Source organism: Epilithonimonas sp. KH_059 (assembly GCF_057838485.1).
This window is the reverse complement of record NZ_CM174468.1, coordinates 948,202-963,984: the sequence shown is the minus strand read 5'-3', so window position 1 is coordinate 963,984 and position 15,783 is coordinate 948,202. Positions and strand designations below refer to the sequence as shown.

At 34.1% G+C, this 15,783-nt stretch carries 17 protein-coding genes and 1 pseudogene; 12 read left to right on the top strand and 6 right to left on the bottom strand.

Annotation, left to right across the window (positions count from 1 at the left end; genetic code table 11):
• Window positions 1–3 precede the first annotated feature (3 nt).
• The 8 genes from AC3IRX_RS04475 to AC3IRX_RS04440 all read left to right on the top strand — a co-directional run bounded on the left by AC3IRX_RS04475 (window position 4) and on the right by AC3IRX_RS04440 (window position 7,497).
• Window positions 4–1,104, top strand: coding sequence for a hypothetical protein (locus tag AC3IRX_RS04475; protein WP_489211274.1), 1,101 nt, complete (start codon window positions 4–6; stop codon window positions 1,102–1,104).
• Window positions 1,101–2,351 (top strand): lipopolysaccharide biosynthesis protein, encoded by a 1,251-nt coding sequence (locus AC3IRX_RS04470; RefSeq protein WP_489211272.1) that lies wholly within the window; start codon window positions 1,101–1,103, stop codon window positions 2,349–2,351. Before AC3IRX_RS04475 ends, AC3IRX_RS04470 begins: the two co-directional genes overlap by 4 nt.
• A 283-nt stretch (window positions 2,352–2,634) precedes the next feature.
• Window positions 2,635–3,561, top strand: a complete 927-nt coding sequence (locus AC3IRX_RS04465; RefSeq protein WP_489211270.1) for a hypothetical protein — start codon at window positions 2,635–2,637, stop codon at window positions 3,559–3,561.
• An 85-nt stretch (window positions 3,562–3,646) separates the two neighbouring features.
• Entirely contained in the window at window positions 3,647–4,672 is a 1,026-nt protein-coding gene (locus AC3IRX_RS04460) for a hypothetical protein (protein WP_489211269.1), read from the top strand.
• Window positions 4,669–5,220 carry a CatB-related O-acetyltransferase gene (locus AC3IRX_RS04455; RefSeq protein WP_489211268.1) on the top strand — a complete coding sequence of 184 codons (552 nt, stop codon included), beginning with the start codon at window positions 4,669–4,671 and terminating at the stop codon, window positions 5,218–5,220. The genes AC3IRX_RS04460 and AC3IRX_RS04455 overlap by 4 nt, the downstream gene beginning before the upstream one ends.
• Before the next feature lie 2 nt (window positions 5,221–5,222).
• Entirely contained in the window at window positions 5,223–5,972 is a 750-nt protein-coding gene (locus AC3IRX_RS04450) for a glycosyltransferase family 2 protein (protein ID WP_489211267.1), read from the top strand.
• A 4-nt stretch (window positions 5,973–5,976) separates the two neighbouring features.
• Entirely contained in the window at window positions 5,977–6,936 is a 960-nt protein-coding gene (locus AC3IRX_RS04445; protein ID WP_489211266.1) for an MraY family glycosyltransferase, read from the top strand.
• Window positions 6,937–7,017: 81 nt separating this feature from the next.
• On the top strand, window positions 7,018–7,497 hold the full coding sequence (locus tag AC3IRX_RS04440; protein WP_489211265.1) for a PglD-related sugar-binding protein: 480 nt from the start codon (window positions 7,018–7,020) through the stop codon (window positions 7,495–7,497).
• Window positions 7,498–7,631: 134 nt separating this feature from the next.
• On the opposite strand, the gene AC3IRX_RS04435 is transcribed toward AC3IRX_RS04440, so the two are convergent.
• The 4 genes and pseudogenes from AC3IRX_RS04435 to AC3IRX_RS04420 form a co-directional block, all read right to left on the bottom strand.
• Window positions 7,632–8,834 (bottom strand): IS256 family transposase, encoded by a 1,203-nt coding sequence (locus AC3IRX_RS04435; RefSeq protein WP_489208805.1) that lies wholly within the window; start codon window positions 8,832–8,834, stop codon window positions 7,632–7,634.
• Window positions 8,835–8,958: 124 nt separating this feature from the next.
• Window positions 8,959–9,312: pseudogene (locus AC3IRX_RS04430) on the bottom strand (dTDP-4-dehydrorhamnose 3,5-epimerase family protein); the annotation flags it as partial.
• Between the two features lie 77 nt (window positions 9,313–9,389).
• A protein-coding gene (locus tag AC3IRX_RS04425) for an IS3 family transposase (protein WP_489210193.1) occupies window positions 9,390–10,501 on the bottom strand; the annotation gives its coding sequence in 2 pieces (ribosomal slippage) (window positions 9,390–10,246 and window positions 10,246–10,501; 1,113 coding nt in all).
• Window positions 10,502–10,551: 50 nt separating this feature from the next.
• Window positions 10,552–11,025: a 6-phosphogluconolactonase gene (locus tag AC3IRX_RS04420; protein WP_489211264.1), complete on the bottom strand. Its 474-nt coding sequence runs from the start codon at window positions 11,023–11,025 to the stop codon at window positions 10,552–10,554.
• A gap of 396 nt (window positions 11,026–11,421) precedes the next feature.
• Here AC3IRX_RS04420 and rfbB point away from each other — a divergent pair, with 396 nt between their 5' ends.
• From rfbB to tnpB, 4 genes are all read left to right on the top strand, one after another.
• Complete coding sequence (gene rfbB, locus AC3IRX_RS04415; protein ID WP_489211263.1) at window positions 11,422–12,492, top strand: dTDP-glucose 4,6-dehydratase; 1,071 nt, start codon at window positions 11,422–11,424, stop codon at window positions 12,490–12,492.
• Between the two features lie 195 nt (window positions 12,493–12,687).
• Window positions 12,688–13,170 carry a hypothetical protein gene (locus tag AC3IRX_RS04410; RefSeq protein WP_489211262.1) on the top strand — a complete coding sequence of 161 codons (483 nt, stop codon included), beginning with the start codon at window positions 12,688–12,690 and terminating at the stop codon, window positions 13,168–13,170.
• 416 nt (window positions 13,171–13,586) lie between these two features.
• Complete coding sequence (gene tnpA, locus AC3IRX_RS04405) at window positions 13,587–13,865, top strand: IS66 family insertion sequence element accessory protein TnpA (protein ID WP_489211261.1); 279 nt, start codon at window positions 13,587–13,589, stop codon at window positions 13,863–13,865.
• Window position 13,866: 1 nt separating this feature from the next.
• Complete coding sequence (gene tnpB / locus AC3IRX_RS04400; protein WP_489211259.1) at window positions 13,867–14,175, top strand: IS66 family insertion sequence element accessory protein TnpB; 309 nt, start codon at window positions 13,867–13,869, stop codon at window positions 14,173–14,175.
• 19 nt (window positions 14,176–14,194) lie between these two features.
• On the opposite strand, the gene AC3IRX_RS04395 is transcribed toward tnpB, so the two are convergent.
• Together AC3IRX_RS04395 and AC3IRX_RS04390 are read right to left on the bottom strand one after the other, a co-directional pair.
• Window positions 14,195–14,593, bottom strand: coding sequence for an OsmC family protein (locus tag AC3IRX_RS04395; RefSeq protein WP_489211258.1), 399 nt, complete (start codon window positions 14,591–14,593; stop codon window positions 14,195–14,197).
• Window positions 14,594–14,609: 16 nt separating this feature from the next.
• On the bottom strand, window positions 14,610–15,557 hold the full coding sequence (locus AC3IRX_RS04390) for an aldo/keto reductase (RefSeq protein ID WP_489211257.1): 948 nt from the start codon (window positions 15,555–15,557) through the stop codon (window positions 14,610–14,612).
• Between the last annotated feature and the right edge of the window lie 226 nt (window positions 15,558–15,783).

Sequence of the window (15,783 nt, the reverse complement as noted above, 5' to 3'; positions counted from 1 at the left end):
ACTATGCGTAAGCTTATTTTTGGTCTTGTTTGTTTTTTTCTCTCTTCTTCATATTATTGTAAGGAGATTAAATTGGTTGAGAAAGGAGTAATTGGAGATGGTGTTTTTGATAACTGGGAAATAATCCAAAAATCGATAGATGAAGTTATTAATGCTGGTGGTGGTAAACTTATATTTCCAGAAGGTGAATTTGCAATTTATGGTAAATCGATTGTGATATGGGGAAGTAATGTTGAAATTGAAGGAGATAAGAATGGTCGTTCTAAAATAATTAAGAAAGGTGATGTTGGTTATTTTGGGGATTGCATTGACATTTGTGGAAAGATAACAGGATATCACTATTATGGTGAATTTGGGGTAGGAAATTATGATGTAAGAAAAGTATATCGTGGAAAAACGTATTCTGCTAAAAATGTTATATTAAGAAATATTAATATTTCCTCAGACTTGTCTAATAAAGTTAGGAACTTTTCTGTTGCTAATAATTTAGGTATAATAAACACTGAAAATGTTCAAATAATTAATTGTAAAATTACAAATGCACCACAAACAAATGTTGCAATCGTTAATGATACAGAGAAATTTAAAAATTTGAATATTTCTTTTATAGATTGTGAGTTTTCTTTTTCTGGACAGCATAATGTTCGTGTTATTTCTTACAATAAGGGGCTGGAAGTGGGTAATACTGTTTTATTTAAGAACTGTAAATTTGAAAATGTAAAAGGCAGAGATATAAATCAGAAAGAAATATTAGGTGAATCGGTCAATCTATGGCATAGAGGCTTAGGTTCAGCGAACAATACTATCCTTGAAATTAGAGATTGTTTTTTTGATGAATCTGGCTATATTTTTGTTAACGGTCAGTATACTAATTTTTTAATGATGAATAGTATAGTAAAGAACTCCATTGTTTTTCAGATGAATACCGCTAAAGGACAACCATATATTCGAATACAAAACAGTTTTTTCAGTAAAAAAGGAGACTTTTTTAATATCCTAAAGAATAAGAGAAGGCTTAATATTGAAAAACAATATAAGAATTCTTTTAGAGAAACAGAATTGGGGATCATATACCCATCTAACTTAAAATATTCTATAAATTGAGTATCGCTAAGTTGTTGAAGAGTAAGATAGTGCAGAATATCGGTTTCTATACTATTTTAAATTTAATTAATTCGGCAATACCATTTTTATTGCTGCCATTTTTAACTAAAACTTTATCGAAGGAACAATACGGATTAATTGATATTTTTAATAACACATCTTTTATCCTTTTTCCAATCGTGGGTTTGAATATTGCATCTTGTGTAATAAGATTTTATTATGATAAGGAAGTAAATATATCTAAGCTCTTATCAACTGCTATTAACTTTACTTTTATATTTGGAATAGTATTGTTGATTATTTCCTTGAGTATAAATGTTTTTATAGAAGTTCCAAGGATCTATTTTGTTATATTCAGTTGTAGCCTGATATATGCAACTTTCTCTCAAATATCTGAAATTTTATTGTCCTACTATCGAGCTATTGAGAAGCCGAAGTTCTATGGTGTTTTTAGAATTACTAAAACCTTTTTAGATTTCTCAATAACTGTCTTTATACTATTGTATATATTTACTAGTTGGGAATCTCGAGTTTTCACAGCTACATTCGTAGCAATTTTGTTTTCGATTATTGCTGTTTGTATTTTAAAGAGCAATAAGTTATATTCATTCAGTATTGATTTAGATTATTTAAAAAAAGGAGTTATTTATTCTAGTCCTCTTATTCTACATAGTATAAGTAGCTACTTAATGAGTTATGCCGATCGCTACTTTATTTTAAGCTTTTACGATATAGGTTATGTTGGATTATATAGTGTTGCTTATCAAATCGGCCTAGTCATGTCTTTTGTAGGTAATTCTTTTAATCAAGCATATACACCATTTTTGTTTCAAAAATTGGCAAATATCAATAAGAATACCACAACATTACTAAATAGGATAAATTTTTATTATATTTTATTTACAATTATCGTGGTTTTATGTCTTTTTCTATCTTTACCTTTTATTTATAAGTATTTAATAGGAAAAGATTTTTTGATCGACTATAATATTGTTTTAGTTATATTAATAAGCTATGGGATCTCAAATATTTATAAATTGTATGTGAATTATCTATTTTATTATAAAGCAACAGTTAAACTGGCCACAATAACATTATTTAGTTGTCTAATTAATATACTATTGTGTTATTTCTTGATACATAAATATGCTTTAATGGGAGCAGCTGTAGCGACGCTTATTTCATTCATTATCCAATTATTTTTTGTGTTCTTAGAATTTAAAAAGATAAAAAAAATCAATAATTAAGTGAATTATGGATATTGCGAACATTAACTTTTCACTATTTCTACTTGTAACCTTAGTTTTTTTATTATGGTTCTTAATAATTTATAAGAAAAAAATGGTGAAAAGTATCTATTTCATCTATTACTGTTTTAATTTCACTATTTTTTATGGGCCTATTTTGTACTATAGGTTAGGATTTGAAGGATACATTCACGCTATAAAATTTGACGCATTATTAATTTATTACTATTTAGCGATAATAGTAGCAATTGTTAATATAATTGCGTACGCAATTATTCATAGAATGAACTTGACTGTTCTTGAGTCTTTTTTAAATAAAATTTCTTATAATAATATTAGAAATCATAAACTCTTGACGCATTATTTTATTTTTGTAAATATTATATGTGTGTCTTATATCTTGATATATAGAAAATATTTCCCATTAATGAAGCTGTTTAGTGAAGGGGGACTTGGTGAGAGATTGGATGCCAGTGGAGCTATTCCTCTATACATAACTTTTTCTACACTATTTATGATAATTATACCCTCTAGCTTTTTGTATTTTAGACATAGAATAAAAAGTAAGTTTGTATTTTATTTACTGTTTATTTTTACTCTCTTTGCACTTAGTGCCGGAGGAAATAAAGGTATTATTTCATTTTTTCTAATTTTTTATTTGCTATTATGTACCGAGAAGCAAAGTCTTTTTAAGTATTTAGGACTAATTATTTCTCTTGCAATTATCTATCTAGTTTTTAAAGGATTCACTGAACTGAATACTGAAACTTATGAATATTTAATTGAATCCCCTTTTAGGAGGTTGTTTGCTGCACAAGGTTCTGGTTTTATTGTGCGAATAGATATGATGCTGAATAATTTATTTATCGAAGGATTTGAAATTAAGCAGCAAGTCTATTCAAAAATATATTTAACTAATATAGGTTCAGGTTCTAGCCCAACTCATTTTATAGGTGATGTTATAGTTAAGTATGGATTTTTTATAGCCTTTATTGTATATATACTATATTTGATCTACTTCACTAAACTTCTAACCACCATTTCAAAAGTTTTTAAAAATGATGTTAAAAGTTCTTTTATAGTTTGGAATTTTTTTGTATTAGCTTATATCACTACTAATTCTGACCTTACAGTTGCTAATCTATTAAGATTTACTGTTGTTGTACTAAATCTAATTATGATATCATATGTTTCAAAAGTTAAAGGGTAATTATAAGAATTTAAAGCAATCTATTCTAAGCATAAATTGGAATCGTAATTGGGAAGAGGAGGAGGTGTATCTAAAGATGCTAATTTTGAAGAGATTAGAATACCCTAGGAGCTTTGTATATGATAGTCTATTTCAATATAGAGCCCAAATTTATCAAGTAGCTAAAACTAGAATTTTTTTGTTAAATTTTATTTCATTTTTTGGATTTTTCTTATTGGTTATAAAATTTTTTTTTGCTAAAAAGAACAAATCAAGTACTAAATACGATGTAGCATATTTTTATGATTTAAATATTTTTGACGATCAGATATTAATGGGTAAAAATTTAGTTTTTATTAGTAGTTCTGAAGGTTTATTAATGTCTAGGGATATTCTTTATCTAATCAGACTTATGTTTATTTTAAGATTTAATTTTATAATGCTGTCTACTATTGCTTTTCGTTTAAGTCAGGTAGTCTATGCTAAAGAAAATTATGATGTATCAGAAGTATGGACTAATATGGAGTATAGCTGTGCTTCAGGGGCTATAAAAGTATATTGTAATGAAAATGAAATTTGCTTTAATAATTTTATGCATGGCGAAAAAGTACTTACTTTGAGAGATTGCTTTAGCTCATTTGATAAATTCTATGTGTGGAGCTTGGATTATTTGAATTTAATGAAGACTATGAAAACAAATTCAGAAATTATTATATCAAACCCATGGAATACTGTAGATGTTATAAAAGAAGGTGTTGAGAAGAACTCGATTTGTTATCTTTTAAAAGGTATAGAAACAAAGGAAGAAATTATCCAACTAAACGGGATTTTTAAGAAATTACAAGATAATGGATATGTAGTATATATTAAAGATCACCCAAGGCAATATACTGTCTCTTCAGAAATTGAGGGAGTTACAATCATTGATAAGAAAATTAATTTTTTGAATATAACAAGTAAGATAGAATGTTTTATGGCTCAGTATTCTACAATTTTAACCCAATGTAAGTTTATGGATATTGATTTTATTATTGACGATGTATCAAATATTGATATTTTTCAAAAGTTAAAAAACAGAAAGTACGTTAATGCCGTCGGCAATACAAATCTATTATCCACTATTCTAAAATGAGAAAGCTATATTATTTAATAATTAAGTTAAGTTATTCACCATTTTTTCTTTTAAGAAAAGTAAAAGTTAGTAAAGGTGTAAAGCTTGAATTACGTTCTTTTATTTCAAAGTCAATTATTGGAGATTATACTTACATCGGACATAATTGTGTTATTGATAATACTACTATTGGAAAATATTGTAGTATCGCTGCTTATGTTCAAATGGGAGGGATGGAACATTCACATTGGTGGTTTTCTATGTCAACTTATCTTAGTGATTTAGGAAGAAAAAGGAGAACTATTATCGGCAATGATGTGTGGATAGGATCAAAGGTTAGTATTAGAGAAGGAATTATGGTAGGTAATGGAGCAGTGATAGGAAGTAATGCGGTAGTTTTAGAAGATGTATTACCGTACTCAATTGTAGTTGGTGTACCTGCAAAAAGAATCGGGTTTAGATTGAATCCAGAAATTATTACTGAACTTGAAAATAGTAAATATTATAATTTAGAGCCGGAATATGCACGCAAAATTTTAAATGATTTTAATTCAAAATTTTATAGTTAAGAATGAAAGTATCAATAATCACTCCAGTTTATAATGGAGCAAAGTTTTTACGTTATGTGGAAGAATCTATATTTAAACAGTCTTATGTTGATTGGGAATGGATCATTGTAGATGATTGTTCAACAGATGATTCATGGAAATTAATTGAAGAAATTGCGAATAAAGATAATAGAGTCAGAATTTTCAAAAATTCACAGAATTTGAAAGCTGGTTTAACGAGGAATTTTGCAATAAGTAAAGCAGAAGGTCGGTTCATAGCTTTTCTAGATTCCGATGATGTGTGGCAGGGTGAGAAATTAGAGAAACAATTAGACTTTATGTTGAAGAATAATTATTCATTTACATTTACCGCATATAATTTTATTAATGAAATAGGAGATAGTATTAAGAAAGTATTTTATGTTTCGAAACGTGTGACTTATAAGGAACTACTTAAAGAAAATCAAATAGGTTGCTTAACAGTAATCTATGATACCCAAAAATTAGGTAAATTGTATATGTCTGACCATGCTAGAAAACAAGATTATGCTTTATGGTTATCTATTTTAAAAGACAAAGAAGAGTATGCATACGGACTAAACGAAGTTCTATCTTCATATAGAGTTTCTAAAAACCAAGCCACATCTAAAAAGCACAAGCTTATAATAAAACATTTTACTTTTTTAAAAGAAACGCAAAATTTAGGAAATTTACAGGCCGGGTATTATACATTATCTTGGATGGTGAGGGGATTTGTTAAACACGTTATATAAAAATATGGAATACTTATTACTTTTCATAATTTTATTTGTTTCAGAACTAGGCTACTTTAAGATAGCAGATAGATTTAGTATAATTGACAAACCAAACGAACGAAGTTCGCATTCGGTAATAACTTTGCGAGGTGGCGGAATTATATTCTATTTCGGTGTACTAGCATTCTTTATATACTCAGGGTTTGATTATCCTTGGTTTTTTTTAGGTCTTACTTTAATGACGTTAGTTAGTTTTTTGGATGACCTGTTTACGTTGTCCAATAAGGTACGTTTATTGATTCATTTGATTTCTGTATTGTTGTTGTTTTACCAACTAGAGATTTTTGAGTTTCCTGTATTGGTTCTATTATTGTGGCTGGTACTGGTTATTGGTACCATAAATGCCTATAACTTCATGGATGGAATTAATGGAATTACTGCAGCCTATAGTATTGCTGTCCTGGGCTTATTAGCTTTGATCAACAGTCAAAATGTATTCGTTGAACAAGATTTAATTCTTTACTCAGCTGTTGCGACATTAGTTTTTGGCTTTTTCAACTTTAGAATTAAAGCAAAGTGTTTTGCAGGTGATGTTGGGAGTGTTAGTATGGCATTTATTATTATCTTTATTTTGGGTAGTCTAATTGTTCTAACTCAAAACTTAGTATATATGTTATTGATAGCCGTTTATGGCATCGATACTGTTTGGACGATTATTAGACGCCTTTTTCGAAAGGAAAATATTTTTCAAGCACATAGAACACATTTGTATCAATTGTTGAGTAACGAGGCTGGAAATAATAAATTAGTAGTGTCTTTATCCTATGCAATGATTCAGTTTGTACTCGGTTTAGGCGTTATTTACGCTTCTCAGCAATCAGATGTTTTTCAGTGGATTTTCTCTGTTGTGATTTTGACCTCTTTAAGTATTTTATATTTAGTAGTTAAAAAACGAGTGATTTCTAAATTTGGGATTTTGTAATTGCAAAGCAGGGGGTGTAATGAGTGCTCGAACTACATTGATTAATTAGAATGAAATAGTGATTGAAGTTTACGATAAAAGATGGATGATGAAATTTTAATATATGGTTCAGGTGGACACGGAGGTGTTATTGCAGATGCTATTGAACACATAAATGCTGCAACGAAAGTATTTTTCTTTGAGCAAGTAAAGCAACCGTACAGTAAGAAATTTAAACCCGACCTCAAACTTGTTATAGGCATTGGAAATAATGTCGTGAGAAAGAAAATTTCAGAAACTATTAGTCATCATTTCGGAAAAGTGATTCATCCATCTGCGCAAATCGGGACGAATGTTAAAATAGGTGAAGGTACAGTTGTTTTAGCAAACGCTGTTGTTCAAACTGGAACTGTTATTGGTAAACATTGTATTATTAATGCCAATGCTGTTATCGATCATGATGTTGTATTAGAAGATTATGTAAGTATTTATCCTGGAGCATACATTGGTGGAAATACAACGATTACAGAACTAAAGACTATTGAACCTAATCAAGTAATTAAGAGGAATACACGGTTTTAGAAATGATGAATTCTAGCTTTGTGTTCAACTTTGCATGTGGTGACTGATGTTTTTTGAGTGAAAATTGAAAAGTATTTTACTTTAAATGACACTATCCCAAAAAGTGTGTAAGTTGAAAAGTATTGGCTTGAGATTTATAATTTAAGCCTATCTTCAAATATAAGCATAAATTGATTGAGTACGATACCCCAATCTCTAATAGGCATTGTCCATTTTTTTGTTGCTTCTCTTAAGGCGAGGAAAACTGACTTTAAAACTGCATCATCCGTAGGAAAGGACATTTTATTTTTGGTGTATTTTCTTATTTTTCCATTGAGATTTTCGATTAAATTTGTGGTGTAAATGATTTTTCGGATTTCAACAGGGAATTCAAAAAACACGGTTAATTCATCCCAATTATCTCTCCAGGACTTAATTGCATAGGAATATTTAGATTCCCATTTTTCTGCAAAATCATTTAAAGCGGCTTCTGCGGCTTGTTTTGTGGGTGCGTTGTAGATATGTTTCATATCGGAAGTAAAGGCTTTCCTGTCCTTCCAAACCACATATTTGCAAGCATTTCTAATTTGATGAACTACGCAAATTTGAGTTTGCGATTGGGGGAACACACTGCGAATAGTCTGGGTGAATCCATTAAGGTTATCCGTTGCAGTGATAAGTATGTCTTCCACGCCACGTGCTTTCATATCGGTTAACACGCTCATCCAAAAACTGGAGCTTTCACTCTTCCCTAGCCACATTCCTAGAACTTCTTTCTTTCCGTCACGTCGCAGACCCACAGCAAGATAGATGGTTTTATTGATGACTTTAGAGTTCTCACGAACTTTAAAAACGATTCCATCCATCCAAACAATAAGGTATAAATCCTCTAAAGGTCGATTTTGCCAAGCGACAATTTCACTGGAAACAGCATTGGTGATCCTGGAGATTGTTGAGGTTGAGACATCAAAATCATACATGTCCTTGATTTGTTCTTCAATATCACTCACACTCATTCCTTTGGCGTAAAATGATATTATAATATTTTCTAAACCATCAATAATATTGTGCCTTTTGGGAACTATCATCGGCTCAAAAGTACTTTGTCGATCACGCGGAACTTTAATTTCATCTTCGCCAAAAGAGGTTTTTATCTTCTTACTCTGATGACCATTGCGATAGTTGCCGTCTTTCGTTTTCTGATGTTTATTAGTATCTAGATGGTCATCTAGTTCTGCTTCGAGCATATGTTCTACGGCTCGTTTGTGCATTGTTTTGAAGAACGAGGTAAGATCTTCGCTGTTCTTGAAGGATTTGTAAAAATCCTTGTTGTTTAATAATTCTTCTTTGTCAATCATAACTGTATAAAGTTTAAAAATAGTAAAAAGTTATTTCCGAAAAAGTTTTGAGTTTTTAAGGACTCAAAATTTTTCAGAATAACTTTTCAACTTACACAGTTAGTGAAACACTACCCTTTAAATTCTAGAAATCTAACTCTTGAAGCAATTGTTGCACTTTGTCTTTATCAGAAATGATTGCTTCACCCTCACGAATTCTCCAATCAATATCTAATTGTTCATCGTTCCATAGAATTCCAGCCTCCGACACTTTATTATAATAATTATCGCATTTGTAAGAAAACACGGCTGATTCGCTTAAAACAGAGAATCCATGTCCAAATCCTCGCGGAATATAGAATTGCAGTTTATTCTCTCCTGATAGTTCCACTCCGTACCATTTTCCAAACGTGGAAGAATCTTTTCTCAAATCCACTGCCACATCCCACACGACCCCATCAAGGCATGAAACAAGCTTAGCCTGGGCATGGTCTCCCTGTGTGCGCTCCCCATTTTCAGTACTTTTCAAAAATAGAATTTTTTCTTGATTGACCTCCCCCCGATATATGGAACAATCTAAAATAGAGAAATTTGCATGTTTTGACTGTTTTCAATGAACTCGTTTGGCGTTAAATTCCCCAATGAGCTATGGGGTCTGTAACTGTTATAATCCTCTTTCCAGACATCCAGCTTTTGCTGTGCATCTTCCAGCGATAAGAACCAATTCACATTGAGGCATTCATCTCTTAATGATCCGTTAAAACTCTCTATAAATGCATTATCTGTTGGCTTTCCCGGCCTGGAGAATTCCAGTTCTATTTTCCTTTCATAAGCCCATCTGTCCAATGCTTTACTGATAAACTCCGGTCCGTTATCAATCTTAATCCGCTTGGGATAGGCTTGCTGCTCAAAGGTAACATTTTTTAATATTTCAGCAACATCTTCTCCTTTAATGGAAATTCCGGAATGAAGCACCAAGGATTTACGGCTATAATTATCCACTAAAGTTAAGACCCTGAATTTCTTGCCGTCAAACAGGGCATCGCTCATAAAATCCATGCTCCAGCACTCATGTAAACTAGAAGCAATGCCATTGGTAGGAACCCGGGAGCGTGCAGATTTTATTCTTTTGTTCCGTTTTCTCCTTAGGTTCAAACCTTCCTCACAATAGATTCTGTAGATCCTTTTATGATTGTCCTTCCATCCTTCCCGTCTCAGAAGAATATGTAAACGCTGCACGCCATACCGAACACGAATGTTGGAAAGTTCTATGAGTCGCATCCTCAGAGCCTTATCATCTCTCCGATGTGGATGGTAATAATAAACACTAGGCTGTAAAAACACCAAACGACAGCTTCTTCGCTGAGAAACCCGGTAATCCTGCTGTATCCCTTTCGCCAGTTCACGCCTCTGAACCGGCTTTAGAACTTTTTTTTCAGAACATCCTGAAGAATTTGCTTATCCAAACTTAAATCAGCTACCAACTTTTTGAGCTGGCTGTTCTCTTCTTCCAGCTGGCGCAAACGGCGAAGTTCCGTGATGCCTAAGCCTCCGAATTTTTTTTTCCAATTGTAAAAAGTTGCCTCGCTGATACCCATTTTGCGACATACTTCTTCCACTTTTACTCCCGTGTCGGATTGCTTCAAGGCGAAGACAATCTGACTTTCTGTAAATCTGCTTTTTTTCATCTGATTATTCTTGTTTTAAAGTTAATTGCTTTATCGAAAAATCTCTACTTTTAAGTGTTACGGTTTTGTGGGAGAAGGTCACACAACTGAACATCGATACCTCCGTAGCTTTCTATTTTTTCTTCATACGATCTGCATTCCCCCTCAATACTATTTTTATCACAATTTCCTCTAGGGATATGAATGTTTGCTTTATCGATATCCACATGATTGAATAATTGCTCATCCATAAAACGATGGTAGCTCCATTGATGAGTGGGGTCTAATGGAAAATATTCATCAAGATTAAAACTGATGACATTTTGAAAGCTTAAACCCTCATCTTTATGAAGTCGAACCAATTCTTGATAAACCGGTATGGGTGAGTTTCCTGTGGCTAATCCAAGGATAATAGGGAGTCCTTGCTGCTGTTTTACTCGTATTGCACTTGCGATCCGCTCCGCTACTTGGTGCGAGGCCTCCTGCGACGTTGGATAAATGGTTAGGTTTGGAGACTTGTCGGCTATCAATTCAGGTTCAGTCATATATGAGTCGCTTTAACGCGTTTTTTAATTGTTTGCGGCTGCAATTTACGCATTTCCTAGAATTCAGGCTAGTTCATGTCTAAGCTGCAAAAAATCAATGGGTTGAAATAATTGTGAGTGTGTGTTGATCCGATGAAATTAAACCAACTTTTGTAGACTCTCCATTTCAGTTAACAAAGACTAAGTTCATCATTCTATCTAATTTGGCTGGACGGAGTTTGGGGTAGTGGTCACTACAAGTCTTTGTTCATTAGTAACCCACTTTGCTAATTAGGAAACAACAAATCCAAACCTTTGGATACTCGAATCGTGTAAACCCCTTATATTTGTATACACAAAATGAAACCCCTCTAGTTTACTAGAGAGTTTTTTTTTCAAATATATTATTTATCAAAGATGAAGTCGATTGTTATTACCGGTGGTGCCGGATTTATAGGTTCGCACGTGGTGCGTGAGTTTGTCACAAGACTACCAGAGACTCGTATTATTAATCTGGATGCGCTAACCTACGCCGGAAATTTAGATAACCTAAAGGATATTGAATCAAGTCCAAACTATTTCTTTGAGAAAGCGGACATTACTAGACCAGAAGAAATTCGACAGGTCTTTGAGAAGTATAAGCCTGAGGCGGTAATTCATCTGGCGGCGGAGTCGCATGTCGATCGAAGCATTGTGGATCCAAACGCCTTTATTAACACCAACGTGGTTGGAACGGCGAACCTGCTCAATTTATGTCGAGAGTTCTGGACCCTAGATTCAGACCATACCCATGGTAATTTTCCTGATAGTCCAAGAGACCATTTGTTCTACCATGTCTCCACAGACGAAGTGTATGGCGCACTAGGAGAAACGGGACTCTTTACAGAAAAAACCCCTTACGATCCAAAGTCACCATACGCTGCAAGTAAAGCAGCCTCTGACCATTTGGTAAGGGCCTATGGGAATACCTACGGTATGCCATTTATTATTTCAAATTGTTCTAACAATTACGGTCCCAATCATTTCCCAGAGAAACTGATTCCGCTTTGTATTTCAAATATAATTGAAGAGAAGCCTTTGCCGATTTATGGGGATGGGAAGTACACTAGGGATTGGCTCTATGTCATTGATCATGCCAGAGCTATCTTTCAACTATTCCATGAATCTAAAACAGGAGAAACCTACAACATTGGCGGTTTCAATGAATGGCAAAATATTGATCTGATAAAAGAATTAATTTCACAGATGGATGAGAAGCTTGGTAGACCTGAAGGTTACTCTACAAGACTCATTACCTATGTGCAAGACCGCCCCGGCCATGACAAGCGGTACGCCATAGATGCCACCAAATTAAATGAAGCTTTAGGTTGGTCTCCTTCAGTGACTTTTGAGCAGGGCCTTGCAAAAACCATTGATTGGTATTTGGAGAATAGGGAATGGTTAGTGCGGGTGAATTCTGGAGCGTATAGGAATTATTACCCAAAGTAGTTTGATTATTTTCTGAAGAATTTAGATTTTATGGTTTGGTTTATCACATTTAGATCGGTTTAAAGTTGTCGAATTTTTCAGATCAAATGATGCAACTATTTGTTTTTTGTTTTTGGCCAATTTATTTTAAAGGTAGCTTGGGTTGTGCGCAATTTTTATTTTTTAATCAAATAATATATTTCAATATTTTACACCATGGACGAGTTTTTGAATATTCTGAAAAGTTTCGGTGCTGTTTTATTAGCGGTTGTAGGAACTGTTTTGGCTGAACGACATAATAGATTAACTCTTAAATTAAGTAATGATAATTTACAAAAGCAGCTGTTTACAGAATTTAATAACAGATATGACAAGTTAAATGATTTACTTCATTTTGTAATCCAATTTTCAAATGAGGAGGTAGATAATTTTATTTACGCGGCGGATGACGAAAAGTTTGGAGAATATTCGAAATCCCTCATCAAATTCAAAATCAACGATTATTTTAATCTTTGTTCGGAAGAATATTATTGGCATTCAAAGAACAGAATAGATGAGCGTATTTGGAAGTCTTGGAAAAAAGGAATGGATGATATTTATATAAGAAGTGTAATTATCCGAGATCAATGGCAAGAAGAAATCAAGGATGAGGGTTGGAAATCATTTTATTTGGATAAACCAACTCGACTATTTAATTAGATTTTTGAGGTAGTGTCTAGTGTCTAGTGTCAAAAAAAAATTTTATCATTTTCTAAGTTAAGTCGTATTAGTTAGCTCGCTGCAGGATCATAAATTTAGTTCCTCTTTTTTTGTTTGTGCTTTGCCAATTGCGCAATTATCATAGACATGTGTACAGATTTAAAAAAATCACCATCCGATTTCCTACATTGGTTGTATTATTGCCAATAAGAAATTCATAAGCACCTCCAAAAAGTTCTATTTCGCTATCTTCAAAATTGCCAAAATTTAGCTCCGCAAGACATTTCAAAACAGTAGCTAAACGGCTGGAATTGTTTTCAACGGTGTTACGCAATCGAGAACTAATGTATCCGCCCGACCAAGTACATCTTGTCTACGCTAGATTGAGTTTTTAGCTTTGTCTCAAAGAAAAGAATATGACAAAGCGAGAAGAGGGACTGCTTTTGGTTAGCGAGTGGCGTGAGAGCGGACTTAGTAAAAAGGAATTTTGCGCGAGCAAAAGCATTGGCGTGCATCGCCTGAGCTACTGGCTCTCGCGCGAGTCGGAGCTCGGAGCCTTAAACTTAGGGTTTTTTAAGCTCCCTCGACAGCAGACTACCCCAAGGGGAGAACTTCGTGTTCACTACCCCAATGGCGTGAAAATAGAATGCGCCGCGGATTTAGCGCTCGTAAGACAACTGATTCGTCTTTACTAAGATGTTTGCTTTAGGGTCTTGTGAATGTTACTACCTGTATCAGGGTGCTTGTGATATGCGTAAAAGTTTTGACGGTCTCTGCGGTTTGGTTTTGGATCAAATGAAAAGAGTGCCCAGCTCTGGGGAGGTATTTGTGTTCTTAAATCGCAGCCGCACACACCTTAAACTTCTTCATTGGGAATACGGCGGTTTTGTGCTTTCTTACAAGCGCCTGGAAAGGGGCAGCTTTCTTGCTCCTCATAGCTCCAAGGCCACCGTGGCTCTGAGCCTGTCGCTTTCTAGGGCTCTTTTAAATTCCCTTCGTGCATAGGCCCAATATATTGTGTGGCTTAGTTCTTCAGCGCCGTCTCAATTTCAATATCCCCAGTTAGAATCTTATGAACTGGACAAGCCTCTGCTACGCGTTGAAGTCTTGTGCGCTGGGCCTCATCGAGGTCTCCAACAAGCTCAATGTTTCGTTTGAATAGGGTTGTTTTGTCCTCAGGATTTTCTTCGAGTGAAATCTCTATTTTCACCTCCTTGAGGTCCCATTGTTTTCTCTCAGCGTACATTTTGACAGTTGCACTAGTACACGCCGCTAATGCAGAAACTAAAAGTTCCTTGGGATTGAACCCAAGGTCCCCACCACCTTTATCGGTAGGCTCATCGGCGATAACCACATTCCCCGTAGGGGAAGTGAGTTCTATTTTGTAGGGCTGCTCTTTTAGAACAGAATTTATTTTTACCATGATCTTTTATTTTAAATTATTTACTAACGGAATCTAGTAGTTCGAAATCACTTTCATCTAGTTTTAGATTTGTGCTTGAAAGAACTTCATATAACTGGTCTAAGGAAGTGGCACTTGCCAATGGGCCTCCAATGTTAGGCTGAGCGGATAACCAAGCGAGCGATACAGTGGCCACAGCTGTATTATGCTTTTCGGCAATCTGGTCTAAAGCCTTTAAAATTCCGAGTCCTTTTTCGTTCAAATAGTTCCCAGCGCCGGCGCCTCGTGGACTTTTTTGAAAATCGCTCTCAGATCGGTATTTTCCTGTAAGGAATCCTCCAGCTAAAGCGGAGTACGGAAATACAGATAAATTATGTTCTGCAACAAGTGGGGCATAGTTAGATTCATAAGCGTCACGTTCTACAAGATTGTAAAGGGGTTGGATGGCCTCGTATTTTGCGATGTTATGTTTGTCTGAATACTCTAAGGATTCTCTAAGTCTTTCAGCAGAGATGTTCGATGCGGCAATGTGTTTTACTTTCCCTGATTTGACAAGCTCATCAAACGTTCGTAAAGTTTCCTCGACAGGTATTTTTTCATCGTCGTAGTGAAGGTAGTAGAGGTCAATATAGTCCGTTTGCAGTCTTTCAAGGGATTTCTCAACTGCTTCTAAAATATGCTTTCGGCTGACGTCGATAGCATGAACCCCGGTAGGGCCACCTACTTTGGTTGCGAGAATAATTTGGTCGCGGTTACCACGGGATTTCATCCAATTCCCTAGGATGGTTTCAGATTCCCCTCCTGGACCATCGTTAATCCAATACGAATACATATCGGCGGTATCAATGAAATTGAATCCGGCCTCTAGGTAGGCGTCTAACAGTTCAAATGATTTTTCCTCATCAAGTGTCCATCCAAAGACATTGCCTCCTAAGTTGAAAGGCGCTACTTCTAAACTCGATTGTCCTATTTTTACTTTTTTCATTTTTTATAATTTTGATTTGTGGTTGCGTTATGCAGTTTGTGTTGTCGAAACTCTGCCCTCTTATTTACCAAAGTTCTGCATTTATTGTTGCCATTGACTCTACTTTATTTTATTTTTTTTTTCGAGTCTTTGCATGGATTTGAATTACTAGATCCCATTGGCAGAGTCTAAGTTAAAAAAAAACTTGGTAAATAGGGTTTTAGACTTATAGTTTAGGGAACTCTAT